Origin of the sequence: Lottiidibacillus patelloidae (genome assembly GCF_002262935.1) — a bacterium.
GTDB classification, from domain to species: Bacteria; Bacillota; Bacilli; order Bacillales; family SA5d-4; genus Lottiidibacillus; species Lottiidibacillus patelloidae.
Genome location: NZ_NPIA01000002.1, coordinates 1 through 23,915, shown reverse-complemented (window position 1 = coordinate 23,915; position 23,915 = coordinate 1). Strand labels below are relative to the sequence as shown.

At 34.4% G+C, this 23,915-nt stretch carries 26 protein-coding genes; 21 read left to right on the top strand and 5 right to left on the bottom strand.

The features are described from left to right. Positions 1-6 precede the first annotated feature (6 nt). The 12 genes from CIB95_RS04035 (at position 7) to CIB95_RS03980 (ending at position 12,009) form a co-directional block, all read left to right on the top strand. Positions 7-672 (top strand): YneB family resolvase-like protein, encoded by a 666-nt coding sequence (locus tag CIB95_RS04035; protein ID WP_094922251.1) that lies wholly within the window; start codon positions 7-9, stop codon positions 670-672. Positions 673-723: 51 nt separating this feature from the next. Continuing rightward, positions 724-948: a DUF896 domain-containing protein gene (locus tag CIB95_RS04030; protein ID WP_094922248.1), complete on the top strand. Its 225-nt coding sequence runs from the start codon at positions 724-726 to the stop codon at positions 946-948. Between the two features lie 137 nt (positions 949-1,085). Next, positions 1,086-1,370 carry a HesB/YadR/YfhF family protein gene (locus CIB95_RS04025; protein WP_094922245.1) on the top strand — a complete coding sequence of 95 codons (285 nt, stop codon included), beginning with the start codon at positions 1,086-1,088 and terminating at the stop codon, positions 1,368-1,370. Between the two features lie 178 nt (positions 1,371-1,548). Continuing rightward, the gene (locus tag CIB95_RS04020; protein ID WP_094922242.1) at positions 1,549-3,000 is read left to right on the top strand and encodes an NAD(P)/FAD-dependent oxidoreductase; all 1,452 of its coding nucleotides are present in this window, start codon (positions 1,549-1,551) and stop codon (positions 2,998-3,000) included. 222 nt (positions 3,001-3,222) lie between these two features. Continuing rightward, the gene (tkt, locus tag CIB95_RS04015; RefSeq protein ID WP_094922240.1) at positions 3,223-5,220 is read left to right on the top strand and encodes a transketolase; all 1,998 of its coding nucleotides are present in this window, start codon (positions 3,223-3,225) and stop codon (positions 5,218-5,220) included. Positions 5,221-5,361: 141 nt separating this feature from the next. Next, entirely contained in the window at positions 5,362-5,799 is a 438-nt protein-coding gene (gene sirA / locus CIB95_RS04010) for a sporulation inhibitor of replication protein SirA (RefSeq protein ID WP_094922237.1), read from the top strand. 75 nt (positions 5,800-5,874) lie between these two features. Continuing rightward, positions 5,875-6,090, top strand: coding sequence for a YneF family protein (locus tag CIB95_RS04005; RefSeq protein ID WP_142296464.1), 216 nt, complete (start codon positions 5,875-5,877; stop codon positions 6,088-6,090). A gap of 78 nt (positions 6,091-6,168) precedes the next feature. Then, a complete protein-coding gene (gene mnmH / locus CIB95_RS04000) occupies positions 6,169-7,221 on the top strand; it encodes a tRNA 2-selenouridine(34) synthase MnmH (protein ID WP_094922232.1) in 1,053 nt (350 codons plus the stop codon). A gap of 20 nt (positions 7,222-7,241) precedes the next feature. Then, positions 7,242-7,709 carry an 8-oxo-dGTP diphosphatase gene (locus tag CIB95_RS03995; protein ID WP_233143900.1) on the top strand — a complete coding sequence of 156 codons (468 nt, stop codon included), beginning with the start codon at positions 7,242-7,244 and terminating at the stop codon, positions 7,707-7,709. A 152-nt stretch (positions 7,710-7,861) separates the two neighbouring features. Then, positions 7,862-9,682: an ABC transporter transmembrane domain-containing protein gene (locus CIB95_RS03990; RefSeq protein WP_094922226.1), complete on the top strand. Its 1,821-nt coding sequence runs from the start codon at positions 7,862-7,864 to the stop codon at positions 9,680-9,682. Then, positions 9,672-11,480: an ABC transporter ATP-binding protein gene (locus tag CIB95_RS03985; protein ID WP_094922224.1), complete on the top strand. Its 1,809-nt coding sequence runs from the start codon at positions 9,672-9,674 to the stop codon at positions 11,478-11,480. The genes CIB95_RS03990 and CIB95_RS03985 overlap by 11 nt, the downstream gene beginning before the upstream one ends. A 112-nt stretch (positions 11,481-11,592) precedes the next feature. Continuing rightward, positions 11,593-12,009 carry an NUDIX hydrolase gene (locus tag CIB95_RS03980; protein ID WP_198949164.1) on the top strand — a complete coding sequence of 139 codons (417 nt, stop codon included), beginning with the start codon at positions 11,593-11,595 and terminating at the stop codon, positions 12,007-12,009. A gap of 58 nt (positions 12,010-12,067) precedes the next feature. On the opposite strand, the gene CIB95_RS03975 is transcribed toward CIB95_RS03980, so the two are convergent. Continuing rightward, the gene (locus tag CIB95_RS03975; RefSeq protein ID WP_094922219.1) at positions 12,068-12,223 is read right to left on the bottom strand and encodes an aspartyl-phosphate phosphatase Spo0E family protein; all 156 of its coding nucleotides are present in this window, start codon (positions 12,221-12,223) and stop codon (positions 12,068-12,070) included. Positions 12,224-12,307: 84 nt separating this feature from the next. On the opposite strand from CIB95_RS03975, the gene CIB95_RS03970 reads away from it, so the two are divergent. From CIB95_RS03970 to copZ, 4 genes are read left to right on the top strand one after another with little or no spacing between them, the layout of a single operon-like run. Then, positions 12,308-12,856 (top strand): TVP38/TMEM64 family protein, encoded by a 549-nt coding sequence (locus CIB95_RS03970; RefSeq protein ID WP_094922216.1) that lies wholly within the window; start codon positions 12,308-12,310, stop codon positions 12,854-12,856. 58 nt (positions 12,857-12,914) lie between these two features. Continuing rightward, a complete protein-coding gene (locus CIB95_RS03965) occupies positions 12,915-13,202 on the top strand; it encodes a metal-sensing transcriptional repressor (protein ID WP_094922213.1) in 288 nt (95 codons plus the stop codon). Between the two features lie 12 nt (positions 13,203-13,214). Next, positions 13,215-15,602 (top strand): heavy metal translocating P-type ATPase, encoded by a 2,388-nt coding sequence (locus tag CIB95_RS03960; protein ID WP_094922210.1) that lies wholly within the window; start codon positions 13,215-13,217, stop codon positions 15,600-15,602. A gap of 30 nt (positions 15,603-15,632) precedes the next feature. Beyond that, entirely contained in the window at positions 15,633-15,839 is a 207-nt protein-coding gene (copZ, locus tag CIB95_RS03955) for a copper chaperone CopZ (protein ID WP_094922208.1), read from the top strand. 33 nt (positions 15,840-15,872) lie between these two features. Here copZ and CIB95_RS03950 read toward each other — a convergent pair whose 3' ends face one another. Beyond that, positions 15,873-16,139, bottom strand: a complete 267-nt coding sequence (locus CIB95_RS03950) for a hypothetical protein (protein WP_094922205.1) — start codon at positions 16,137-16,139, stop codon at positions 15,873-15,875. A gap of 149 nt (positions 16,140-16,288) precedes the next feature. On the opposite strand from CIB95_RS03950, the gene CIB95_RS03945 reads away from it, so the two are divergent. Together CIB95_RS03945 and CIB95_RS03940 are read left to right on the top strand one after the other, a co-directional pair. Further along, positions 16,289-17,008: a cytochrome c biogenesis CcdA family protein gene (locus tag CIB95_RS03945; RefSeq protein WP_094922202.1), complete on the top strand. Its 720-nt coding sequence runs from the start codon at positions 16,289-16,291 to the stop codon at positions 17,006-17,008. A 29-nt stretch (positions 17,009-17,037) separates the two neighbouring features. Beyond that, positions 17,038-17,493 (top strand): Na(+)/H(+) antiporter subunit B, encoded by a 456-nt coding sequence (locus tag CIB95_RS03940; protein WP_094922199.1) that lies wholly within the window; start codon positions 17,038-17,040, stop codon positions 17,491-17,493. A gap of 19 nt (positions 17,494-17,512) precedes the next feature. Here CIB95_RS03940 and CIB95_RS03935 read toward each other — a convergent pair whose 3' ends face one another. Then, positions 17,513-17,956, bottom strand: coding sequence for a hypothetical protein (locus CIB95_RS03935; RefSeq protein WP_094922197.1), 444 nt, complete (start codon positions 17,954-17,956; stop codon positions 17,513-17,515). A 182-nt stretch (positions 17,957-18,138) separates the two neighbouring features. Between CIB95_RS03935 and CIB95_RS03930 the strand changes: the two genes are divergently transcribed. Further along, positions 18,139-18,606 carry a CcdC family protein gene (locus tag CIB95_RS03930; RefSeq protein WP_332892812.1) on the top strand — a complete coding sequence of 156 codons (468 nt, stop codon included), beginning with the start codon at positions 18,139-18,141 and terminating at the stop codon, positions 18,604-18,606. 44 nt (positions 18,607-18,650) lie between these two features. Here the strand turns inward: CIB95_RS03930 and CIB95_RS03925 are convergent, their stop codons facing one another. Then, positions 18,651-19,073: a DUF2621 domain-containing protein gene (locus tag CIB95_RS03925; RefSeq protein WP_094922191.1), complete on the bottom strand. Its 423-nt coding sequence runs from the start codon at positions 19,071-19,073 to the stop codon at positions 18,651-18,653. A gap of 84 nt (positions 19,074-19,157) precedes the next feature. Further along, on the bottom strand, positions 19,158-19,679 hold the full coding sequence (locus tag CIB95_RS03920) for a CBO0543 family protein (protein WP_094922188.1): 522 nt from the start codon (positions 19,677-19,679) through the stop codon (positions 19,158-19,160). Between the two features lie 288 nt (positions 19,680-19,967). Here CIB95_RS03920 and CIB95_RS03915 point away from each other — a divergent pair, with 288 nt between their 5' ends. Together CIB95_RS03915 and CIB95_RS03910 are read left to right on the top strand one after the other, a co-directional pair. Beyond that, on the top strand, positions 19,968-20,333 hold the full coding sequence (locus CIB95_RS03915) for a hypothetical protein (protein WP_094922185.1): 366 nt from the start codon (positions 19,968-19,970) through the stop codon (positions 20,331-20,333). A 147-nt stretch (positions 20,334-20,480) separates the two neighbouring features. Further along, a complete protein-coding gene (locus CIB95_RS03910; RefSeq protein WP_094922183.1) occupies positions 20,481-23,660 on the top strand; it encodes a PAS domain S-box protein in 3,180 nt (1,059 codons plus the stop codon). The last annotated feature ends 255 nt before the right edge of the window (positions 23,661-23,915 follow it).

Here is a 23,915-nt window from a genome sequence, read left to right as displayed (position 1 = left end):
ACAAATATGAAAGCGATTATCTATTGTAGAGTTAGTACTAACAAAGAGGAACAAACTACATCAATACATAGACAAGAACTTGAACTGAGAAAACTTGCTGAAAACTATAACTTTGAAGTTGTAAAAGTTATTTCCGAACGTGCTAGTGGTTATGAAGTAGATCGAGATGGAATTTACGAATGTTTACAACTGTTTAAAGAAGAACAAGCGGATACATTACTTATACAAGATGAAACTAGACTTGGAAGAGGTAATGCAAAAATTGCAATTCTCCACGTTTTAAATAAATATAAAGTTTCAATATATACTGTTACGAGTAATGACGGTCTTATGCTTTCCGAAGCTGATTCAATGGTTTTGGAAATAGTAAGTATTGTAGAAGAGTATCAGCGTAAACTCCACAATATGAAAATTAGGCGTGGTGTGAAAAAAGCGATAGAGGATGGTTTTAACCCCCATGACAATTTGAAAAATCAGGGGACGAATGCAGGAAGAGAGAAAAAAGAATTACCAATAAATGAAATTGTTAGCCTCCGTGAACGAGGGTTAACATTTGCAGAAATAGCAGCGGCACTAAGAGGATTTGGTTACGATGTCTCAAAGGCAACCGTTCATCGGAGATACCAACAATACATTAATGATAGAGATCTCCAAGCGAACCCCTTGTCATAGCAATAAAATTTCGCTATTATGTGTTTATGCTATTGAAAAGGAGTAGATCCTATGCTTTCTAAAGATAAAATTGCTCGAATTAATGAGCTTTCAAATAAAGCAAAAAATGAAGGACTTACATTAAAAGAACAAAAGGAACAAAAAAATCTGCGCCAAGAATATCTAGAAACTTTTCGTGGATCATTTAAAAACCACCTGAAATCTATAAAGGTAGAAGAAGAAGAAGGTAATGATGTAACACCTCAAAAAATTAAAAATATTAGAAACACTCATTAATGAACATAGGACATGTTCAATTGGAATAAAAGTCTATTAAACAGTATTTGCTGTTTATTAGGCTTTTTCTTTTGCACAACACAAATCCTATTTGCGTATTCTGTTATATAACAAAAAATAGAAGAGGGGTGCAAGGCTTGGCTTTTACCATTTCTAAAAGAGCTATTGAGTTATATAGAGAAGAGATGGGATTAAAAAAAGGAGATTCAATCCGATTGTTTGTCCGCTATTTAGGAGCTAGTGATAGTGGGTTCTCTTTAGGTATAGCAAAAGATAACCCTGAAGAGGAAGACTATATTCAAAATTATGATGGAATAGTATTTTTTGTTAGACCGAATGACCATTGGTTCGTCGTGGATATGACATTAGATTACGACCCTGAAAAAGATATTATTATTGCTGAATTTCCATCTTTAGATTAATTAAAAAAAGGCCGAAATTGGCCTTTTTCTGTTTCTTATATATAAAACAAACTAAAACACGAACAATAAATAAGTTTAATTAAAAATCGTTCGAATTATTCGTTGACTGGATATGTCTTCCTTTGCTATAGTTGTAATGTGAGATTTAAAGAGTTGTACAACTATTGGAGGGGTACGAATGGAAACGAACTATGATGTAATTGTTGTTGGAGCAGGCCCAGCGGGAATCTTTACTTGTTATGAATTATCTTTAAAAATGCCAAATGCCAACATTTTGTTAATAGATAAAGGACATGATATTCATAGAAGACATTGTCCTATTTTAGAGAAAAAAATACAAAAATGTCCACCGCCAGCTGGAAAGAAAGACTTTTCAGGATGTCTTCCAGCATGTTCGATAACGAATGGATTTGGGGGAGCAGGAGCTTATTCTGATGGTAAGTTTAACATTACAAGTGAGTTCGGAGGTTGGATGACAGATTATTTACCGTCATCTCAAGTTGTTGACTTAATTAAATATGTTGACCAAATAAACTTAAATCACGGTGCAACGGAAACAATTACAGATCCTTTGACAGAAGAAGTTCGTGATATTGAAAGAAGAGGATATGCAGCAGGACTGAAATTATTGCGTGCGCAAGTTCGCCACCTCGGAACGGAACAAAATCTTGAGATCTTAAAAGATATCAATACGTACTTAAAAGAGAAAATTGAAATGCGCTTTAAAACAGAAGTTGAAGATTTAATGACAGAAAAAATAGATGGGCAACACAAGATAAATGGTGTTGTACTAAAGAATGGTGAAGAATTAACAGCTAAGAAAGTTGTCATTGTTCCTGGACGTGATGGTTCTACTTGGTTAGCGTCACTATTAAAAAAGCGAAGAATTTCTATGATTAATAATCAAGTTGATATTGGTGTTCGTGTAGAAACATCAAATATTGTGATGGAAGAAATAAACAAACATTTATATGAAGGCAAATTTATTTTTAATACATCTGTTGGAACGCAAGTAAGAACATTTTGTAGTAATCCTTCAGGTCATGTAGTCGTTGAAAACCATTCTGGAATAATGCTTGCGAATGGTCATGCGTATAAAGACCCTAATTTAGGTAGTGGAAATACGAACTTTGCCCTTTTAGTGTCACATCGTTTCTCAGAGCCGTTTGATAAACCGAACGAGTTTGCTCATGAAGTGTCTCGATTAGCCAATAGTTTATCGAGTGGTGGAGTTATTGTTCAAAAGTATGGTGATATTTTAAAAGGAAGAAGATCGACAGAAAAAAGAATTAAAGAAGGATTTTTAGAGCCGACACTTAATGAAGCAGTTCCAGGCGATTTAGGGCTTGTTCTTCCATACAATACGATGAAAAGTTTAATTGAAATGACAGAAGCATTAGATAAAGTTTCTCCTGGATTGGCTTCTGAACATACGCTATTTTACGGAGTGGAAGCTAAGTTTTATTCAGCTAGACCGAAACTTACAAGTGAATTTGAAACGGAAATTTCAGGGTTGTATGTAGGTGGAGATGGTGCAGGAATTACGAGAGGTCTAGCCCAAGCTAGTGCTTGTGGCGTTTGGATAGCGCAAAATATTATTGCGAAATTACTGAAAGATGAAGCAGCCTAAGTGTTGTATTTGACATTATCACATAAAAGGTTTCGGATTTCCGAAGCCTTTTTTATTTTGAAAATGTAATTCCTAATTAAGTTGCATAAATTGGAATGAATGATGCAAAAGGGTATACAATATGTATGAAGGTTTTTCGCTTGTATATCAACAATGTAAAGTATATGATGTACACGGAAGGTTTACCTTTAAATTTAATGCAAGTGAAAGGATGTTTATTCAATGTCAATTGAACAATTAGCTATTAATTCAATTCGAACATTATCTATTGATGCGATTGAAAAAGCAAATTCTGGTCACCCAGGTATGCCAATGGGTGCAGCACCAATGGCTTATACACTTTGGACAAAATATATGAAGCACAACCCAGAAAATCCACAATGGTTTAACCGCGATCGTTTTGTATTATCTGCAGGACACGGTTCTATGCTCTTATACAGCTTATTACATTTATCAGGTTACGACTTATCAATGGATGATATTAAACAATTCCGTCAATGGGATAGTAAAACGCCAGGACATCCTGAGTTCGGTCATACACCAGGCGTAGAAGCAACTACTGGTCCATTAGGACAAGGTATCTCAATGGCTGTCGGAATGGCGATGGCAGAAAGACATTTAGCAGCAACTTATAATAAAGATGGTTTTGACGTAGTTAATCATTATACATATAGCATCTGCGGTGACGGAGATTTAATGGAAGGAATCTCGCATGAAGCTGCTTCACTTGCCGGACACCTACAACTAGGTCGTCTTATAGTGCTTTATGATTCAAACGATATTTCGTTAGACGGAGATCTCCATTTATCGATGTCAGAAAACGTAGAACAACGTTTTAAAGCCTATGATTGGCAAGTTATTCGTGTGGAAGATGGAAATAACATTGAAGAATTAACAAATGCATTAGAAGCAGCACGAGCTGAGTTAACAAAGCCAACACTAATCGAGGTTAAAACAACAATAGGGTATGGTTCACCAAATAAAAGTGGAAAGTCAGCATCACACGGTTCGCCACTAGGTAGTGATGAAGTTGCCTTAACGAAAGGGCATTACGAATGGTCATTTGATCAAGACTTCCATGTTCCAGATGAAGTTTATCGTCATTTTGAAGAAACAGTAAAAACAGTTGGACAAAATGCTGAAGATGAGTGGAATAGTTTATTTTCTAAATATAAAGAAGCTCACCCACAGTTAGCTGAGCAATTACAAACGGCAATTAACGGTGAGTTACCTGAAGGTTGGGATAAAGACCTTCCTAAATATGAAGTTGGGAAATCGATTGCTAGTCGCTCATCATCTGGAGAAACAATTAATGCAATCGCAAAAACAGTTCCTTCATTCTTTGGTGGATCTGCAGACCTTGCAGGTTCAAACAAAACATTAATGAAAGATGCTGGTGACTTTAGTCGCAATGATTTTGCTGGCCGAAACATTTGGTTTGGAGTAAGAGAATTTGCAATGGGTGCAGCACTAAACGGTATGGCACTACATGGTGGACTAAATGTATTTGGTGGAACATTCTTTGTTTTCTCTGATTACTTACGCCCTGCAATTCGTTTAGCAGCATTAATGGGGTTACCAGTAACTTATGTGTTAACACATGATAGTGTAGCTGTAGGGGAAGATGGCCCAACACATGAGCCAGTTGAGCAACTGTCTGCTCTAAGAGCAATGCCAAACCTTTCGATTATACGTCCTGCTGATGGAAATGAATCAGTTGCTGCCTGGAAATTAGCATTAGAGAGTAAAAATACTCCTACTGCACTTGTCTTAACAAGACAGAACCTCCCTACATTAGAAGGAACAGCTGAAAATGCCTATGAAGGTGTTAGCCGCGGTGCATACGTAATTTCTCAGTCGAAAGGAACACCTGATGCGCTTCTATTAGCTTCTGGTTCTGAAGTAAGTTTAGCAGTTGAAGCACAAAAAGCATTAGCAGCAGAAAACATTGATGTATCTGTTGTAAGTATGCCTTCATGGGATCGTTTTGAAGCCCAAGATACTGCTTATAAAGAAAGTGTCCTGCCATCTGCGGTAAAAGCACGATTAGGAATTGAAATGGGTTCATCGTTCGGCTTCCATAAATATGTAGGGTTAGACGGAGATGTACTTGCAATTGATCGCTTTGGAGCTTCAGCCCCTGGTGAGACGATCATTAAAGAATTTGGATTTACAACAGAAAACGTAGTTTCTAAAGTGAAATCTTTACTAAATAGGTAATTTATTATTGTCCCCCTATAAATAATAGGGGGATTTTTTCATTCGACAAAACTAGTGTCTTCTTTCTCCACCCTTAGACAATCATTTTTGTCATATTCCGATATACTAGTTGCAACTGAGTAGTATAGGAGGGTAATACAGATGAGGCGCTATCATATATATTTAATTAAAGAGGAATTTGCAGAGCACTTTTTTGGACAAGAACATAAATTATTTGATTTATTTAGTGAGGCAAGAATTAGTTCACCACATTCGGAAGTTGCAAAAAGACAATCCTCCTTTGTTATAGGAAAAATTGATACGATATCTGTAAACCATTTAATAATGAAAAATTTAAAACGTAAAAGTGATTATTCTGTGTTAGGCAATGCTCACGTTTTATATGGAGATGCACCCAAAAACTTTGCAAAGTGCACGGTCAAAGAAAATGTCATCGAACTTGAAGCATCAGGTAGTTTTGAAGCAGAAACAACGTTCTTTGAAACCTTGAGAAAACATACCTCATTTTTTCTTGCGATGGACTATGAACACGAACGGTATGGCTGGTTAAACCCTATCAAACAAAGAACATATATGTAAGAAGATAAATTTTGTTGTAATCTAACATACGATTTAGTACACTAAGTTGTAGACAACATGAAGGAGGAAATAGTTATGCTTTGGATTATTTTAACTGGTGTACTTAGCTTAATTGCTGGTATTGCACTAGGATTTTTTATTGCACGTAAATACATGATGAGTTACTTAGAAAAGAACCCACCAATTAATGAAAATATGCTTCGTGTAATGATGATGCAAATGGGACAAAAGCCTTCACAAAAGAAGATCAATCAAATGATGAAGGCAATGAGCGCACAAATGAAAAAGTAATAGTTAGAAAGGACACTCTTAAATTAGAGTGTCCTTTCTTTTTTTGTTATAATATGTCAAACAGGAGAGTGATGATAGGTGGAAGTGACGTTAAAAGATATTGAACAAATAGACGCGAGATCGCAATTAATCATTGATGTTCGTTCACCTAAAGAATATGAAGAATTTCACATTCCAGAAGCAATTAACATCCCGATTTTCTCAGATGAAGAACGAGCAAAGATAGGTACTATTTATAAACGAGTAGGAGAAGAAGATGCGAAAGAGTTAGGTTTACAACTATTTGCTCCTAAATTACCTGGATTTTATAAGCAATTAAGAGACTTACTTATAGAGACGGCGAAGAATGAAGTTCTATTCTATTGCGCACGTGGTGGAATGAGAAGTAGAAGTTTCGTGGTGACTATGGCAATGATGGGTCTACCATGCACACAACTTAGAGGTGGAATCCGGGCGTTCCGTCAAGAAATCATTGCTAAATTAAAGAAACAAGAAAACCGTTCGAGATCGTTTATTGTACTTAACGGGTATACTGGTTCAAGAAAAACCGACCTACTACAATCTCTAAAAAAGCTAGGATATCCTGTACTAGATTTAGAAGGATTAGCTGGTCACCGCGGTTCCATATTTGGCCAAATAGGTATGAAACCCAATTCCCAAAAAACGTTTGAAATGCTGCTTGTACAAGAATTAGAGAAGTTAAAAGATGCTCAATATATACTAATTGAAGGTGAGAGTAAGCGAATTGGTAAAGTGGTTATTCCTAATTTTATCTTACAAGGAAAAGTAGTAGGAGAACAAATTCTAATATCTTATCCACTTGAAAAACGAGTCGAAAATATTTATACCATATATGATCCTAGTAAATATAAAACAAATATTGATGAAGCGTTAGGCCACTTAGAAAAAAGACTCAATCAACCAATAAGAGAGAAAATTTTGTCTGCTAAACAAAACGGAGACTATAAACTTATATATAAAATACTAATGGCAGATTATTATGATCAAAGATATGAGTATCAAATACAGCAAATGAAAAATAAGCAGCATGTGATAGAAATGTCTTCGTTAAACGAAGGTCTAGAAAAACTAACACAATTTTTAACTACTCAACTTAAAAAAACTTCGTAAAGGTAATGGGGGATACAACAATGGTAGAACATAAACTTTTTACGATGACAGTGATAGAGAATGATGGACACATACTATTAATGAAGCGACCTTCTGAAAAAGGTTATCCAGGTTATCTTGCACCTGGAGGGAAAGTGGATTTCCCTGAAAGTATACTAGATTGTGCCATTCGAGAAGTGAAGGAAGAAACAGGTTTACTTGTTAGTAATCTTGTTTATAAAGGGATAGATGAATACGTTAATGAGCAAGGAAATGTTCGTTATATGGTATTTAATTATTGGACAAACTCTTTTAGTGGCAAGCTTCTAGACAATCCTCCAGAGGGCGAATTGGAATGGGTAGCAAAAGAAAATGCTACTAGTTTACCAATGCAAGATTGGTTTAAACAAAGACTGCCATACTTTTTTAAAGAAGGTACGTTTGAGATTCACGTGAAATGGAACGAAGAAAAAAAGAAGATTGATGAAACCTTAATTAGAGCAACATAAAACACGGGTTATACCGTGTTTTTTTCTGCAGGAAAAATTTATTAATAATTTACATATTTTTATTGTTTCCGCTTTCAGTTCTCTGCTACTATTAATCTAGGATTAAAAATTCGTAAGTCGAAATAAAAATGCATCAAGGGAGGTAGCTACATATGCGAGTGTTTCTCGATTTAATGTGGTATTTTAAGCAAGCCAAATGGCGGTATTTATCGGGTATTTTTATTTTAGCAATTGTATCATTTTTAGAGCTAATCCCACCTAAAGTTGTCGGGGTGGTTGTTGATTTAATTCAAGGCAATACCGTTGAAGAAAAAGGAATCTTAATTAAAACTTTTCTTTTCATTATCGGTGAAAATGCACTGACAGAAGTGACATTAATGAAACTTATTGGCATTTTACTATTCACAGGTTTCGCATTATATGGATTACGTTTTGTATGGCGTATTATGATTTTTGGATCAGCTCACCGCTTATCTAGATTATTACGAAACAGGCTATATGAACATTTTACAAACATGTCGCCTAATTTCTATCAAAAGCGCCGTATTGGGGACTTAATGGCACATTCGACAAATGACTTAGTAGCTATCCAAATGACTGCCGGAGCAGGAGTGTTAACATTAGTTGACTCAATTACACTTGGAAGCTTTGTCTTAATCGCAATGGCGACAACGATAAGTTGGAAGCTAACATTAATTGCATTAATTCCGATGCCGTTCATGGCACTTGCAACGAAACTTTATGGTTCGATGTTACATAAGCGTTTCCATAAAGCTCAGGAGGCTTTTTCAAGTTTAAATGATAAAGTACAAGAAAGTATTTCAGGTGTACGTGTCATTAAAACGTTCGGTCAAGAAGATGAAGATATCGAAGCTTTTCGTAAGGAATCAGATGACGTTGTGGCGAAAAATGTATCTGTTGCTAAAGTAGATTCTTTATTTGATCCAACGATTTCATTAATTGTCGGACTGTCGTTCTTTTTAGCTATTACTTTTGGAGCGCGCTTTGTCGTAAACGGAGAAATGACGTTAGGAGAACTAACTTCCTTTACTATTTATTTAGGACTTTTAATCTGGCCAATGCTTGCATTCGGTTGGTTATTTAATATTGTTGAGCGTGGTAGAGCTTCTTATGACCGAGTATCATCACTATTAAAAGTGAAAAAAGATATAGTAGATAAAGAAGATGCAATTGATGAAAAGCCAACTGGTGACATCGAATATAACATTTCATCCTTCTTATATCCAAACACAGAAGAAAGTGCGTTAACGAATATCAAATTCTCTCTTAAGCGTGGACAAACAGTTGGTATTGTCGGTAAAACAGGTAGTGGAAAAACGACACTTCTAAAATTATTAACTCGTGAATTTGATATTACTAATGGAACAATCTCTATCGGTGATGAAAAAATTACAGATTACACAATGAATGGACTTAGAAGTGCATTAGGGTATGTGCCACAAGATCACTTTTTATTTTCTGCAACAATAGCGGAAAACATTGCTTTTGCAAAGCCTGAAGCAAATAGGAAACAAGTAATTAATGCTGCGAAGCTTGCGAATATCCATGAAGATATCCTCCGTTTTGAGAACGGATATGAAACAACAGTTGGAGAACGCGGTGTTACATTATCAGGAGGACAAAAGCAGCGTATATCCATCGCACGAGCATTGATGATGGAACCAGAAATTTTAATGTTAGATGATTCATTATCAGCAGTCGATGCGAAAACGGAAGAACAAATATTAACTGCACTTCGCAATAATCGTCAAGGAAAAACTACTTTCATAACAGCGCATCGATTAAGTGCAATCGAACATGCTGACTTAATCCTTGTTCTTGATGAAGGAAAGATTGTTCAACGAGGTTCACATATGGACCTTATGAATGAAGAAGGTTGGTACAAAAAGATGTATAACCGTCAGCAGCTAGAGTCAGAAGTAGAGCAAGGAGGGGCGACAGATGAAAAGTAAATTGCAAAAACTCTCTATTGAACAACGTGGTATTTTAGTGAGACTTCTTCGCTACTCACTCTCTCATAAAAAAGCATTATCGATAGCTTTTGTACTATTGTTCTTAAGTACTGCTGGGCAAATTATTGGACCGATACTAATTAAGATCTTTTTAGATGATTATTTAACACCGAGGAACTTTCCTTATGAGCCCTTGCTCTATTTAGCTATCGGTTATTTAGGGTTACACTTACTTTCTGTCGTGTTTAACTATTATCAAAAAGTAATGTTCCAAAAAATTGCACTGAAAATCGTCCAACAATTAAGAATAGACGTATTTTCAAAAGTTCAAAGACTTGGCTTGAAGTTTTTTGACAAAACTCCAGGTGGAAGCCTAGTGTCGCGCATTACAAACGATACGGAAGCGATTAAAGAAATGTTCGTTAGCGTTATGTCGACGTTTGTGCAAAGTGGTGTTTTCTTAATCGGTATTTTCATCGGAATGTTCTACTTAAATGTAAATTTAGCATTATTCTGCTTATTACTAATCCCAATTATTTTTACCATTATGGTGATGTATCGCTACTTTAGTTCAAAGTACTATAGCCAAATGCGTGAAAAGCTTAGCCAACTAAATGCTAAAATAAGTGAGTCTTTGCAAGGGATGACAATTATTCAAGTATTTAGACAAGAAAAGCGTCTTCGAAAAGAATTTGCCAAGATAAATGACGACCACTTCGGAGCGGCTATTAAAAATATGAAACTTGATGGATTATTACTCCGTCCAGCAGTTGATCTCGTTTGGATTTTCTCGTTAATTTTAGTGCTTTACTATTTTGGAATGACTTCTTTAACATCAGCTGTTGAAATCGGAGTGTTATACGCTTTTATTAACTATTTAGAGCGTTTCTTTGAACCTGTTAATCGTATGATGCAACAATTATCTATTTTCCAACAAGCAATTGTTGCCGGTGGGCGTGTTTTTCACTTATTAGATGAAACAGAAAATGCACCAACTATTCAAAAAGAGTTTCAGGATGAAAAGAATAAAGCATCCATTACAGACGGGAAAATTGAATTTAAGGATGTTTCCTTTTCATATGATGGAAGAAACGATGTCTTAAAAAATATTACCTTTACGGCAAATCCAGGGGAGACAGTTGCCCTCGTTGGTCATACTGGATCAGGTAAAAGTTCCATCATAAACCTTTTAATGCGCTTCTACGCGATTAATCGGGGCGAAATAAAAATCGACGGTCAACCATTAATGACTTATGAAGATGAAGAGCTTCGTACAAAAATGGGACTTGTCCTTCAAGATCCTTTTCTTTTCGTTGGGGATATTAAACAAAATATTAGGTTGTATAATGAAGACATTACAGATGAAGATGTGATTCGTGCAGCTAAGTTTGTTCAAGCTGATAAGTTTATTGAAAAGCTTCCTAATGGTTATGAAGAAAAAGTTGGAGAACGTGGTTCGACGTTTTCAAGTGGGCAGCGTCAGCTAGTTTCATTTGCAAGAACGATGGCTATAAATCCTAAAATTTTAGTTTTAGATGAAGCAACCGCTAGTATCGATACAGAAACAGAAGAATTAATCCAAGTAGCACTTAATAAAATGCGAAAAGGTCGTACTACAATTGCGATCGCGCATCGTTTATCTACCATTCAAGATGCAGATCAAATTTTAGTTTTGCATCAAGGGGAAATTGTGGAACGTGGAAACCACCAAGAACTTCTTGCTCACAAAGGTTTATATTACAAAATGTATTTATTGCAACAAGGGCAAGTTACAGATAAAGTAAGTGCAAACCAATAATAAGATGTAAAGCGTTGAATCTGAATAAGGTTTAACGCTTTTCTTTGATACAAACATTAAAGTATTAGTAAAATATAAAACAAGTACAAGTTTTGGAGTGGGATAGGTGATCATGGAAAATAAGATAGTTCTAGCTTTAAAAGGGGTTATTATACATAAAGGAAAAGTCTTAATTGTAAAAAGAAGCACGAATGCGCATGTTGGAGGTGGAACGTGGGAGTGTGTTGGTGGAAAATTAGAGTTCGGTGAAGGTTTAGAAGAGGCATTAATAAGAGAAGCTGAGGAAGAAATTGGAGTAAAGATTACTGTTGGCAGACTATTATATGCAACGACATTTCATACAAGTGAAAATAGACAAGTTGTCATTATGACATATTTATGTGAGTGTAAGAGTAATCGGGTTTCTTTATCAAATGAACACTCAGATTATTGTTGGGCGACAAAGGAAGAGCTAAAACAGTTACTACCAGATAATATTATTTCTGATTTTGAGACGAATGGTATCTTTCAGATGAAAGAGTTGATTTAGATTAATAAACGTAAAACAACGCTTAGTACGTACTAAGCGTTGTTAATATATTACAGAATTAATTTTCGGATGAAGCAGATTGATAAGTATTTATTATTTCGTCTAATTCTTCACTAATTTTTAACACTTCTGGAGAAGAAACACCATAAGAAATAATGGAATCGACAAGCTCACGTCTCTTTTCTTCAATTTTATCTTCAAGACTTTTTTTCATCGTTTACCATCCTTTCCATAATTAGTTATTCGTAATGAATAATTTGTTTTTGTAGGACAAGTTAATAAAAGTGAGGTTATTTTTTTGAAAGAGCAATTATTCGAACTATTAGTTACATATAAAGAATTCGCCATTATTATAAGTATTACTGTAAACATTATCATTGCACTTTTGGCTATAGTACCATCAGTATTCATTACCGCAGTGAATGTGACATTTTTCGGCTTTTGGGAAGGGATGTGGATCTCGTTTATAGGTGAAGCAGTTGGTGCTGTTATTGCTTTTCTTGCATACAGGAAAGGTTTTAACATTTTTTCTGTTAAAAGTCAGTTGAAACATCCAAAGGTCAAATTACTTTTATCAGCGAAGGGGAAAGATGCTTTTATCCTCATTTTATGGCTTCGCCTTTTACCGTTTATGCCTTCTGGATTAGTTACAATGTTTGCTGCGTTAGGTGAAGTATCGTTAGTAACCTATTTTCTAGCAAGTTCACTTGGGAAGTTTCCAGCAACTTTGCTCGAGGCATACTCGATGAATGAAGTGATAAGTTTTTCTGCTGAGGGGAAAGTAATTTTAGGAATTGTGTTAGTAATTTTTATGATTTACTACTTTAGAAAGAAGCAGATGAATTGACATAAAATACTATACGGGGGTATAGTATATATAAAGAGCGTTAGAAAGGGTTGGTACGATGAACCGAAAACATAGTCTCCAATCAGATGAAGATAAGCAGCTTGTCTTAAATCGACTTAAGCGTGTCGAAGGTCAAGTAAGAGGTATTCAAAAAATGGTTGAGGAAGACCGTTACTGTGTCGATATTTTAGTACAAATGTCAGCGATCAATGCAGCTTTAAAAAAAGTAGGCTTTCACTTAATGGAAAAGCATACACATCATTGTGTTGCAAATGCAATTAAAGAAGGAAATGGTGATGCCTCAATTGACGAACTGATGAAGGTTATTCAACAGTTTTCAAAGTAAAGGGGGAGCACAATGAAAAAACAAATTACTTTAGATATTACTGGAATGACATGTGCAGCATGTTCAACGAGAATTGAGAAAGTGTTGAATAAGCAAGATGGAATCGATGCAACAGTCAACCTCCCATTAGAAAAAGCAACAATTAGTTTTGAAGATGAGAAATTTTCAGAGCAGGAAATAATAAATAAGATTGAGAAAATTGGCTATGGTGTCAAAGAAGAAAAGCTTGAATTAACTATCACTGGAATGACATGTGCTGCATGTTCAGCAAGAATTGAAAAAGTTCTTAATAAAATTTCAGGAGTAGAAGCAACCGTAAACCTGACAACAGAAACGGCGACAGTAAAGTATCTTTCAGGTGTAAGCACACAAGAAGAAATTATTACGAAAATCAATAACATTGGATACCAAGCTGAATTAAAAACAGATAATAAAGGAAAGTCCCAGAAGAAAGAAGTGGAATTGCAAGAGAAAAAAAGAACATTACTCTTATCCATCTTTTTGTCATTACCTCTTTTATATACGATGATTGCTCATATGCCGTTTGATACTGGGTTACCGATGCCTGCACTTTTAATGAATCCTTGGTTCCAGTTATTATTTGCTACTCCGGTCCAATTTTATATCGGTGCACCTTTTTATAGAGGAGCATATAAAAACTTAAGATCAAAAAGTGCAAACATGGACGTTCTAGTAGCGCTTGGGACATCAGCAGCCTATTTTTATAGCTTGAGTGAATCGATTCGCACGATATTTGATCCAAGCTACATGCCACATTTATACTTCGAAACAAGTGCGGTGTTAATTACATTAATTTTATTGGGTAAATATTTTGAAACCCTAGCAAAAGGTAGGACGACAGCAGCAATTTCTAAGCTTGCAGAGCTACAAGTGAAAGAAGCGACAGTTTTTCGCGAAAATAGCTTTGTGAAAGTTCCTCTTGAAGAAGTGAAAGCAGGCGACCGCCTATTAGTTAAACCAGGAGAGAAAATTCCTGTTGATGGAATGATAGTAAAAGGTCGAACTGCCATCGATGAATCGATGATTACAGGTGAGTCTATTCCAGTTGATAAAAAATTAAATGATCACGTAATTGGTTCTACAATTAATAAAAATGGCTCCATTGAAGTTAAAGCAACAAAAGTAGGAAAAGATACAGTACTCGCAAGTATAATCAAAATTGTTGAAGATGCCCAAGGTTCGAAAGCACCGATTCAACGTTTAGCAGATACGATATCAGGGTATTTCGTTCCTGTAGTTGTGGCGATTGCAATTGCTACTTTTATTACGTGGTTTTTCTTCCTTACACCTGGTGATTTACCGGGAGCAATTAAAATTGCTATTGCAGTTTTAGTTATTGCTTGCCCTTGTGCATTAGGATTAGCAACTCCAACATCAATTATGGTTGGTACAGGAAAAGGTGCGGAGCACGGAGTCTTATTTAAAGGCGGCGAATATTTAGAAACGACACATAAAGTGAACGCTGTTGTGCTGGATAAGACAGGTACGATTACAAAAGGAAAACCTGAAGTGACTGATATAGAGTTAATTAACGAAAAAGCACTTCCATACATTATTGCTGCTGAAGCTTCATCTGAACATCCACTTGCAGAGGCAATTGTTAACTATGGACGTAAACAAAATGTAGAGGAAAAGGAAATTGAATCTTTTGAAGCAGTACCAGGTCATGGAATAATAGCGAGAGCAGACGAACAGACTATTTTGGCTGGTACTAGGAAGCTAATGGCTGAACACTCTGTTGATATATCTTTTTACACGCAGAAAGTTGAAGCGTTAGAAAATGAAGGTAAAACAGTAATGCTTTTTGCAATAGATGGGAAAATGGCAGCAATTATTGCAGTAGCAGATACGATTAAAGATGAAGCAAAGCAAACGATACAAAAACTTAAAGACGAAAATATTGAAGTATATATGTTAACTGGTGATAATAAACGTACGGCAAATGAACTTGCTAAACAAGCTGGTATCGATCATGTTTTTGCTGAAGTACTCCCAGATGAAAAAGCAAAAAAGGTAGAAGAATTACAAAAACAAGGTAAAATAGTAGCGATGGTCGGTGATGGTGTCAATGATGCGCCAGCCTTAGCTACTGCTGACATAGGTATTGCTATTGGGACAGGTACGGATGTTGCCATTGAAGCGGCAGATATAACACTTGTTGGTGGAAAGTTAGATCACTTGCCAAAAGCAATCAAGCTAAGCCGTTTAACAATGAAAAATATTAAACAAAACTTATTTTGGGCTTTAGCTTATAATTCGGCAGGAATTCCAATTGCCGCAGCAGGCTTGCTTGAACCATGGATAGCAGGTCTTGCGATGGCATTTAGTTCCGTTTCTGTCGTAGCAAATGCATTACGTTTGAAACGTGTACAATTATAAGTTTTAATATATTGGAAGGGGTGTATTTAAATGGAAAAAATTACGTTAAATGTGAGTGGTATGAGTTGTGGACATTGTGAAAATGCTGTAAAAACTGCATTATCTAGTTTAGATGGGGTAGCTGCAGTAACTGTTTCGTTAAAAGAAGGAAAAGTGGATGTTGAATATGCAGCAGATAAAGTTTCAGCAGCACAAATGAAAACTGCTATTGAAGACCAAGGTTACGACGTTGCATAAAAAAGAGGTTGAGGAACTACTCCTCAACCTTTTCTAATTAATCACCATTATTAGTGTATAGATAATGGAACCTACACTTACAGCAATATAAATTTTTCCTAACATTTTTGGAGTGTTGTGAGTTGATTTTAATACATATAAACCACTTAATAATAAAGCGATTATAGCAACAACAAGTAGGAGCCAGTCCACGATTACTGCCTCTTGTTTAGAAATTGCTTGAAAACTTAAGAATAATTGCGGGAAGAATAAAATAATTGGAGCGTAAAAAGGTAAATGACTTTTTTGTAAAAAATTCAATAGTGATTCCTCCAATAAGTAAATTGTAATATATCTTAATAGTAGGTAATTTACTGAATTTTTGCAATAAAAAACAATAAAGCAATAATATATGTTCTCAAAAAACGATATGGTAAACTTAAGTGGAGTATTATAAAGGAGAGAGTAATATGGCAGATTTAGCTGACTTAAATATTTTAATTGCATTTGGTGCAGGCTTTTTATCGTTCATTTCACCATGCTGTTTACCATTGTATCCCGCTTTTTTATCATACATAACCGGTGTATCAGTAAGTGAGCTCAAGGAAGAGCACGCGTTTCTACAAAAAAGAGCGATGCTACATACACTATTTTTTCTCCTTGGATTTACAATAATCTTTTTAGTGTTAGGTTTTTCAACTACACTTATAGGTGAATTATTTGTAAAATATCAGAGCTTCCTCCAAAAAATTGGTGCAATATTAATGGTGTTTTTTGGTTTCGTCATTATAGGGTTTATTAAACCAAACTTTTTAATGAAAGATAAGAAATTCACTTTTAAAAGCCGTCCAACAGGGTACATTGGTTCTTTACTTATTGGCCTAGGATTTGCTGCAGGGTGGACACCATGTACCGGTCCGATTTTAGTAGCAGTAATGTCACTGAGTTTAACCAATCCTGAAGCGGGTCTTTTATATATGGGTGCCTATAGCTTAGGATTTGCTGTCCCATTTTTTATCCTAGCCTTCTTTATTGGAAAGTTAAATTGGATTAAAAAACATAGTTTGTTGATTATGAAAATTGGCGGTTATACAATGATTGTGATGGGGATTTTCCTTTACTTTAACTGGCTCTCAAAAATAACATCATTTTTAATTACTAATTTCTTTAATGGATTTCAAGGGTTTTAATTACTTCAAAGAAAGAAGAGGTGTAAACGGTGAAACAATTTCGTACAAATGATTTAATTTTGAAAACGACTACAACAATTATTGCATTTGTGATATTAGCATTCTCAATTTATCTATTTTTGGCTGGGCACAATGCCCCTGGTGGAGGTTTTATTGGTGGTTTAATGACTGCAGCTGCAATCGTTTTACTTTACATTGCATTTGGAATAGGTACAATGGCTAGAGTGTTTAAATGGAGTTCAACAACATTGATTGCTGTTGGATTATTGACAGCAATTGCTACAGGGATAGGATCATTTTTATTTAAACAACCATTTTTAAGTCATACGTTCGGTCATTTTCATTTACCATTTGTAGGCGATTTTGAACTTGCTACAGCAATGTTGTTTGATTTAGGCGTTTATTTTACAGTTATTGGTGTTACGATGACAATTATTTTAACAATTGCTGATGACCAAAATGAAGAAAAGAGTGAGCTCGGTTAATAACCGTGCCCACTCTTTTTTAATAATGATTAAAAGACCCCGTCATGAATTCAACTATTTTCCATCTATTATCTTGTTTTTCTAATTGTAAAAACCCATGCATTCGTAAAGTAGTTGCATGGATAATATTATCTTTTTGACCTTCTTCATGCATTAACATGATATTATTCATGTCAAAGTAAACGTAAGCAACATTATCAACTATTTTTTTAGTTTCAATTTCAAAAATTTCTAGTTCTGACAATGAAATATTTTCCAGTGTGTCGTTAAACCTCTCATACAATTCTTCGGAGAGTGCAATTTTCAAATTTTTATCATCGCCACTAGCATAAGCCTCCAAAAAAATCTTCACTGTATTCTCGGGTGTATCCGTACTAAAATAATTGTTATAAACAGTAAAGCCGATAATAATTGCTATCGTAGCAATTAAGACTTGTTTCCACTTTGCGTCAAAAAATTTCATGAAAAGACCCCTATCTATATTGATTATTAATTGATAGTATACCATTTACTAGAAAACTATTGTTAATTTTGGTATATTTTTCTTTTATTTTGAAAAAATACTAGTATTATTTAATATATTGTAAAGTGAAAATTTTTTCGAACTAAGCTATAATGTAAAGGTTAGAAATGTATTGTTAAAGGATGATTTCTTTGTATATAGCAACAACAATTATTGCTTTATTTATGGGGTTGATCGTAATGTTTGTTCGAATGCGATCCGCTAAAAAGCCGACAAATGCAAAAAAAATTATATTACCACCATTTTTTATGGCAACAGGATTTTTTATGTTTACCGTTCCGATTTTTCATATTGAATTAAGTTATGCAGTTGCAGCCTTTATACTTGGCAATTTATTTTCCTTGTTTTTAATTAAATCGTCATCTTTTATTGAAAAAGACGGAGATATTTATATGGAACGTTCTAAAGTATTTATGTTTATTATTTTAGGACTAATTATTATTAGGTTAGTGTTGAAGACTTACATTAATCAATATATTACATTATATGAAACAAGTAGTCTGTTTTTTATTGTCGCTTTCGGAATGCTCTTGCCATGGCGGCTTTCTATGTATGCCACTTATAAAAAAATGATAAATAATATAAATTAAAAAAGGAAGAACTAATCCCATAATGGAACTAGTTCTTTCTTTTTTTAAAACAGCTCTTTATAAGGAGCAATATCAATATTTTTCTTGTTTAACGTCTTTAGTAAAAATTTATGATCGCGCTTAGGCGTTGCGATTATATATCCTCTAACTACATGATCTTCTGTTATTGCTGTAGCATTTTCTTCTAACGCTAGTTCACCAATTTTTGATCCAATTTTTTGCTTTGCGATATCGCGGAATAATGGAGGAACTGGTTCAACTAAATCGTTTAATAGCGCTTTTTGCTCATCAGTCCATAAATGCAAACTTTTTTCTATGTAATACTCTTGCCAATCGATTATAGATTTTCCGTCTTCTTTCGGCAATCTTTTCAGGAATTTTCTAAACATAAAATATCCACCGACAGCAAACATGAACAGTAGGAAAAATACCCAAAATAATATAAACCAACGAAATAATTCTGCCATTTCTTTGCACCTCTTTGATACTTGTCCACACCATATTATCATACTTTTCATTTAGAGGCACAATCAATTTAATTTTAACGGTTATTATCGGTCTTCAACGGGAATTTCTACTGGAACATCGAATAAATGCACCCAAAAAATTGCCATAAAAAATGAAATGACATATGCAATTAATGGATGTTTATGAAAAAGACGAAGCATTGGAAACATAGTGAAGTCAAAGAAAATGGACCAACCTAGTGTCCATCCATATTGATATTCAATGCGATTGGTTAGCACATAGATGTATTCAAATCCACCATAAATTGCTACCCAGATAAGAATATGCTTGGCAATTTTAATATAACCTTTTCCTTCAGGATACTTTGCTAAAAACAATAATGCGGTCGCTGGGAATACAATAAATGTATATAACATTTCCACCATTGTATGATTTGCTAGTGGTTCTGAATGAAACCTCCATAAAAAGTGATTCGCTGTAAGGAAGTTGTAAAGTAGATTACCTAAGGCAAAGTACATCATTGTTGTATGATATTTTTGCCAATCTCTCCAGACGCCTCTTTTCCATACAGCAATAATACAAACTAGTGCTACTGTAATATGCATATCTACCGTTCCTTTAAAGTGTCATTAGTATTTATATTATTTTCCATTTTCTTGGAAGCATACATGAAATCTAAAAAATAGAATCCAGGGGAAGCATTCTATTTAAAAAATGAAACTTTTTTTAAACTGATACGACTATAAATATGAAAATATAATATTAGTGGGAATTATGTCTAAACTTGTAACATCAACACTAGTTTTAGCGAAGCTATTCCCATGAGGTATATTATTAATCATAATGAACTTGAAGGTGCTCAGGAAAAACGACATAGGGGAGAAGGTTTCAACATGTATATGCAAAGAGTAATTGTAGTAGAGGCAAATAAAGAACCTTATTTGTTGGAAATAGAAAATAACTTTTCAGAAATGCAAAATCTAGTAAAAGGATCTTTAAATTTTCAGTACTTAGCAAATGGATATTTTGTAATCCATCATACAGGTTGTAATAAAGAGTTCTGCTATCCTAACTATGAATTGCACGGTACTTTACTTATTACAAAAGGACTGGAAAATATAGACGAGTCAGGAATATCAGGTATATCCTTACAAGAATCAGAGCATGTAATTAAAACTTTAATTCATCTAAAAGAAGCAAACTTTCCGATTGCATATTTACCAAGTGCTTTAAGTGAAAAATTGAATAAAATCTCATAAAAGCATTCATATTGAATGCTTTTTGTTATAATATGCCAGAATATTTCAAAAATACGACAAACTTCGCATGAAATCTGTTATAATAAAACAATCTAAATCGTTGTATATTAATTATATTCTTGCATGTAATGACAGGAGAGTTCCATCATGAAAGAAAAAAGTCCAACAACTCACAATTTAAAAGATATATTTGAATCTTTATTAGAGAATAACGTTATTTCTCTATTTCTTTTAAATGATAATGGGATCATTCAAAATTATAATGAAAACGCTTCCTTGCAAGTGGGCTTTGATTTGAGCAAATATAAAAGTAAAAGTTTTCATTTGTTATTTGATCAGGACTCACAAGATAAAGTGAAAAAGCAATTTAATAATTTCTTGAAAGGTAGGTTTGAGAGAAACATAGTTGAATTGGATGATTCGGAAGGAAAGACTCAGTTTCAACTTAGTTTTTCTATTGCGGAATTTAATGGAGAAAAGTATGGCGTTTACGGGTTGTTATCACAAGTTGATGAGGAAGAAATGCCTACTTATAACCATATCGTAAATGATGTAATCAATGAGCTCGATGTATCTATTTGGGCAGCTGATTATCGAACAAAAAAATATTTGCATGTCTCACACGGTTCGGAAAAAGTTTATGGCTATACATCCGAACAATTTTATAATGACCCTCTATTATGGGCTAAAGTAATCTATCCAGAAGATTTACCAAAAGTAGATCAAGGGCAAAAACAACTTAGACTTGGAAAAGCTATTGATAATGAATACCGAATATACCATGCAAATGGTGAAATTCGATGGATCTCAGATAAAGTTATTCCGAAACTTGATACTAATGGAAATATTATGCAGTACATGGGAATAATTAAGGATATTACTCATCAAAAAAATGCCGAGCAACGACTTGCGGAAAGTGAGCAAAAGTTTAGATCTTTATATGAATATAACCCATTCTCTGTCTATACTCTTGACACAAACGGTAATTTCATAGATGGAAATAAAGCAAGTGAAACAATGGTTGGGTACAGAAAAGAGGATTTAATTGGACAATCTTTTCTGCCATTAATGGCTGAAAACTCCAAAAAGAAAGCATTACATTATTTTCAAGAAGTGTTAAAAGGTGAAGCGCAAAATTATGTCGTTGATGCAGTACACAAAAATGGTAGTCATATTAAATTGAACATTACGAATATCCCAGTAATCGTTAACGGGAAAATTATTGGTGTTCACGGTATAGCAAAAGACCTTTCAACTTTACAGGAATCAGAAGAAAAATATCGAAATCTTGTTGAACAGTCATTAGTTGGAGTTTATATCATTCAGGATGGAAAGTTTGTGTTTTCAAACCAAACGCTTTTGGAGATTTTTGGTTATAAAAGTGTAATAGGAAAAACTGCAATTGAAGTGATCCATGAAGATGATCGGAATAGAATTGCAGAAAATATGCAGAGAAGATTAGATGGGGAAATAGTGCCTTCTACTGAAGCTAAAGCTCTAAAGGCGGATGGAACAGTTTTTCATATTGAGTTGCTAGGCACAAAGACGACTTATAATGGAAAGCCAGCTGTAACTGGGATGGTACTTGATGTTACTCAAAGAAAAGTAATGGAAGGTACTCTTACCGAACGTGAACAACAGTTGTTAGCTAAAGAAGAAAGATTTAAATCATTAATTCAATATTCAGCTGATATTGTTAAAGTGCTTGATGGAAATGGGGTAATTACTTACATTGGCCCCACGGTGGAAAACTTAACAGAAAAATCAGTTTATGATTATATCGGAAAAAGTCATTTCGACTTTGTTCACAAAGACGATGTTAACGTGGCTAAACAAAATTTCCAAAGAGTACTTAAAAGTGTTAACATTCCTATAAAATTTGAAATACGAGTCATGTTAACAAGCAAGCGCTATTATCATTGTGAAGTTACAGCAGTTAATCGCTTAAAAGACCCTAGTGTGAACGGCATTGTTTACAACTTTAAAGATATAACAGAGCAAAAGTATGCTCAACAAAAAATTCATCATTTGGCATATCATGACGACTTAACAGGTTTACCTAATAGAAGGTATCTACTAGAAAATTTGAAAGAATACATTAGCGAAGCATGTGAGGATTGCAAGCAATTTTCAATATTATTTTTTGATATTGATGGATTTAAATTTATTAACGACTCATTAGGACACTTTTCCGGAGATGAATTACTAATTCAAGTATCTGAGCGACTACTAGAAGCAATTTCGCCATATGGTTTTGTTGCTAGAAATGGCGGAGATGAATTTACTGTAGTTATTAAAAATAGTACACAAGAAAGTACTGAACATTTTGCAAAGACGATATTAGAATTATTTAAAAAGCCATTTAACCTGAATAATTACGATTTTATTGTAACAGTGAGTATTGGTGTAGCAGTATATCCAAAAGCCGGGGAGTCAGTGCAAACGTTGTTAAAAAATGCTGATATTGCGATGTATCAAGCAAAAGAAGATGGGAAAAATCAATATAAAATTTATACGGCATCAATGGAACAAATGGCTATGAAGACATTTACATTGCGTAATGATTTAAGAAAAGCACTACAAAATGAAGAGTTTTCTATACATTATCAGCCAAGAATTGATGTTAATTCCAACGATATTATTGGTGCAGAGGCCTTACTCCGTTGGAAGCACCCTGAATTCGGTTTTATTTCGCCAACTGAATTTATTCCATTAGCAGAAGAAACTGGTTTAATTATTCCGATAAGCAACTGGGTGCTTGAAGAAGTTTGTAATCACCACCGCCAATGGATACAAAGTGGAATGAACAAAATTAAAGTTTCGGTCAATTTCTCAGCCTTACAGTTTTTACAGAAAGATTTATTGCAAACAATTATTAATATTTTTACTCGTACTAAAATGGATCCCAATTTAATAGAAATTGAAATTACAGAAAGTGTCGTTATGGAACATAAGGATACTGTGCTTGCAACAATTGAGAAAATGAAAGCAATGGGTATTCAAATTGCTATTGATGATTTTGGGACTGGTTATTCTTCTATTAGTTATTTAAAGAAATTTAAAATTGATACGTTGAAAATTGACCGTTCATTTATTAAAGCTATTCCATCAGATGTTGACTCAGTTGAGTTAACGAATGCTACGATTCAATTAGCGCAATCTCTTGGATTAGCTATTGTCGGTGAAGGTGTCGAAACTTTGGAGCAACTTATTACTTTAAAAGATTCTGGTTGTCAAGAAGTACAAGGATTTCTCTTTAGCAAACCAGTTCCAGAGAAGGACTTCAAAATAATGCTTAATAATAAAGTTTGTTTACCACAAACATAAAAAGCGCTAATTTTAGCGCTTTTTTATATAGAGATATGCGAGCTTATACGTCGCTAAGCGTGCGCCTCGCTTTTCTATATTTGATCCAGCTTCAGCTCCCAACGCCTACAATTCTTCACACTTTTTATTTACGATAAGTCTACATTGAGCAGTGATGTGGTGTCTAGAAAAGGCTCCTATCAACTTGAGAACTTCATACTACTCACTTACGATAAGTCAACATCAAAACGCTCCGCTTTTTGTGTTTCCTTTATC

Coding starts and splice junctions, on each gene's coding strand:
- CIB95_RS04035 (WP_094922251.1), top strand. CDS start 7: ATGAAAGCGATTATCTATTGTAGAGTTAGTACTAACAAAGAGGAACAA.
- CIB95_RS04030 (WP_094922248.1), top strand. CDS start 724: ATGCTTTCTAAAGATAAAATTGCTCGAATTAATGAGCTTTCAAATAAA.
- CIB95_RS04020 (WP_094922242.1), top strand. CDS start 1,549: ATGGAAACGAACTATGATGTAATTGTTGTTGGAGCAGGCCCAGCGGGA.
- tkt (WP_094922240.1), top strand. CDS start 3,223: ATGTCAATTGAACAATTAGCTATTAATTCAATTCGAACATTATCTATT.
- sirA (WP_094922237.1), top strand. CDS start 5,362: ATGAGGCGCTATCATATATATTTAATTAAAGAGGAATTTGCAGAGCAC.
- CIB95_RS04005 (WP_142296464.1), top strand. CDS start 5,875: ATGCTTTGGATTATTTTAACTGGTGTACTTAGCTTAATTGCTGGTATT.
- CIB95_RS03995 (WP_233143900.1), top strand. CDS start 7,242: ATGGTAGAACATAAACTTTTTACGATGACAGTGATAGAGAATGATGGA.
- CIB95_RS03990 (WP_094922226.1), top strand. CDS start 7,862: ATGCGAGTGTTTCTCGATTTAATGTGGTATTTTAAGCAAGCCAAATGG.
- CIB95_RS03985 (WP_094922224.1), top strand. CDS start 9,672: ATGAAAAGTAAATTGCAAAAACTCTCTATTGAACAACGTGGTATTTTA.
- CIB95_RS03980 (WP_198949164.1), top strand. CDS start 11,593: ATGGAAAATAAGATAGTTCTAGCTTTAAAAGGGGTTATTATACATAAA.
- CIB95_RS03975 (WP_094922219.1), bottom strand. CDS start 12,223: ATGAAAAAAAGTCTTGAAGATAAAATTGAAGAAAAGAGACGTGAGCTT.
- CIB95_RS03965 (WP_094922213.1), top strand. CDS start 12,915: ATGAACCGAAAACATAGTCTCCAATCAGATGAAGATAAGCAGCTTGTC.
- CIB95_RS03960 (WP_094922210.1), top strand. CDS start 13,215: ATGAAAAAACAAATTACTTTAGATATTACTGGAATGACATGTGCAGCA.
- copZ (WP_094922208.1), top strand. CDS start 15,633: ATGGAAAAAATTACGTTAAATGTGAGTGGTATGAGTTGTGGACATTGT.
- CIB95_RS03945 (WP_094922202.1), top strand. CDS start 16,289: ATGGCAGATTTAGCTGACTTAAATATTTTAATTGCATTTGGTGCAGGC.
- CIB95_RS03935 (WP_094922197.1), bottom strand. CDS start 17,956: ATGAAATTTTTTGACGCAAAGTGGAAACAAGTCTTAATTGCTACGATA.
- CIB95_RS03930 (WP_332892812.1), top strand. CDS start 18,139: ATGATTTCTTTGTATATAGCAACAACAATTATTGCTTTATTTATGGGG.
- CIB95_RS03925 (WP_094922191.1), bottom strand. CDS start 19,073: ATGGCAGAATTATTTCGTTGGTTTATATTATTTTGGGTATTTTTCCTA.
- CIB95_RS03920 (WP_094922188.1), bottom strand. CDS start 19,679: ATGCATATTACAGTAGCACTAGTTTGTATTATTGCTGTATGGAAAAGA.
- CIB95_RS03915 (WP_094922185.1), top strand. CDS start 19,968: ATGTATATGCAAAGAGTAATTGTAGTAGAGGCAAATAAAGAACCTTAT.
- CIB95_RS03910 (WP_094922183.1), top strand. CDS start 20,481: ATGAAAGAAAAAAGTCCAACAACTCACAATTTAAAAGATATATTTGAA.